The 1,108-nt window shown below is 39.0% G+C and carries 2 pseudogenes; both read right to left on the reverse strand.

Annotated features, from left to right (window positions below):
- Positions 1-750: pseudogene (locus AC1DUO_RS25285) on the reverse strand (hypothetical protein); the annotation flags it as partial.
- A 7-nt stretch (positions 751-757) separates the two neighbouring features.
- Positions 758-1,108 (reverse strand): annotated as a pseudogene (locus tag AC1DUO_RS25290) (oligosaccharide flippase family protein); the annotation flags it as partial.

Here is a 1,108-nt window from a genome sequence, read left to right on the forward strand (position 1 = left end):
CAGAAGTGCCGTTACGGGAGAATAGGGTCGGAGCAGGAAACAATAGCCAGCCAGCATCAGTATCACAACGGCCTTTAATAATCGCATCACTTTCCCCTGCGTCTTACAAAAATCGACTAACGCCAAAGCCAGAAGGATTGTCAGAAAGAGAATGAATATATCTTTACCAAAAACTGAAGAAAAATAATTAAACGTCGGAGAAACAATAATCAGGGATATCAGAACACAGCGAAAATCAACTGAACTCACATTAGAAAATAATCGACTCATTGCCGCGATGCTCATCAATTTAAACATACAATTGAAAATAACAATATAAAATGGATCTTTGGCAGGCATCAAACTATAAAATATTTGAACTGGCACCCCGAAAATAAAGAAGGATCCCGGCCCTTCAGTCATGCCGTTCTCATGCATTGTGGCCATTCTCGCCACAGCACCGGATAAAATTTCACCCAGCGAATTATTTGACAGTAAAAAATTATAATATCGTACGGCATCTATCCCGGGGAAAATATTAAAAACATAAATACAATAAAAAGTATAGATAGCAGAAAATAGTAATGCCGCAATGATCAAATAATTATACCGGGCTCCTGGAATGGTAATCGCGGGAATGCTCAACGCGGTCAAAGTAAAAATCACCACGCCTGCAGCATCACGGGCATCAAAAATAAGATGTGTTATACTTACAGAAGTGAGCATCATCAAACAAAGGTAAATAACACCACGTTTAAAATTAATATTCACTGTTACCTCACTGGTCGCTCTCTGTCACAGGCCTGAACACAGTTATATACATCAGCAAAGCAACAAAACTATTTGAGAAAAACAATACCCATGGTACAGAAAACACGTTCATAAACTTACAGACCAAGAATAATATAACACAATGGATAACCCCACCTGTAAAAGTACAATAAGAAATTGCTTTGCTCTTCCCATGAAAAAAACAAGTCGATGCCATAATCAGATAGAACCCCTGCGATAAAAATGCAGGTACCATAATGACTACAAATCGTTTAACGTCCTTATACTCCTCACCCGCCACCAGATTGTATACTCCCTCGGGAATTAACTGTGCCACAATGGTTACCAGTGTGCTCAT

The organism is Rahnella sp. P4_A8 (genome assembly GCF_056402435.1).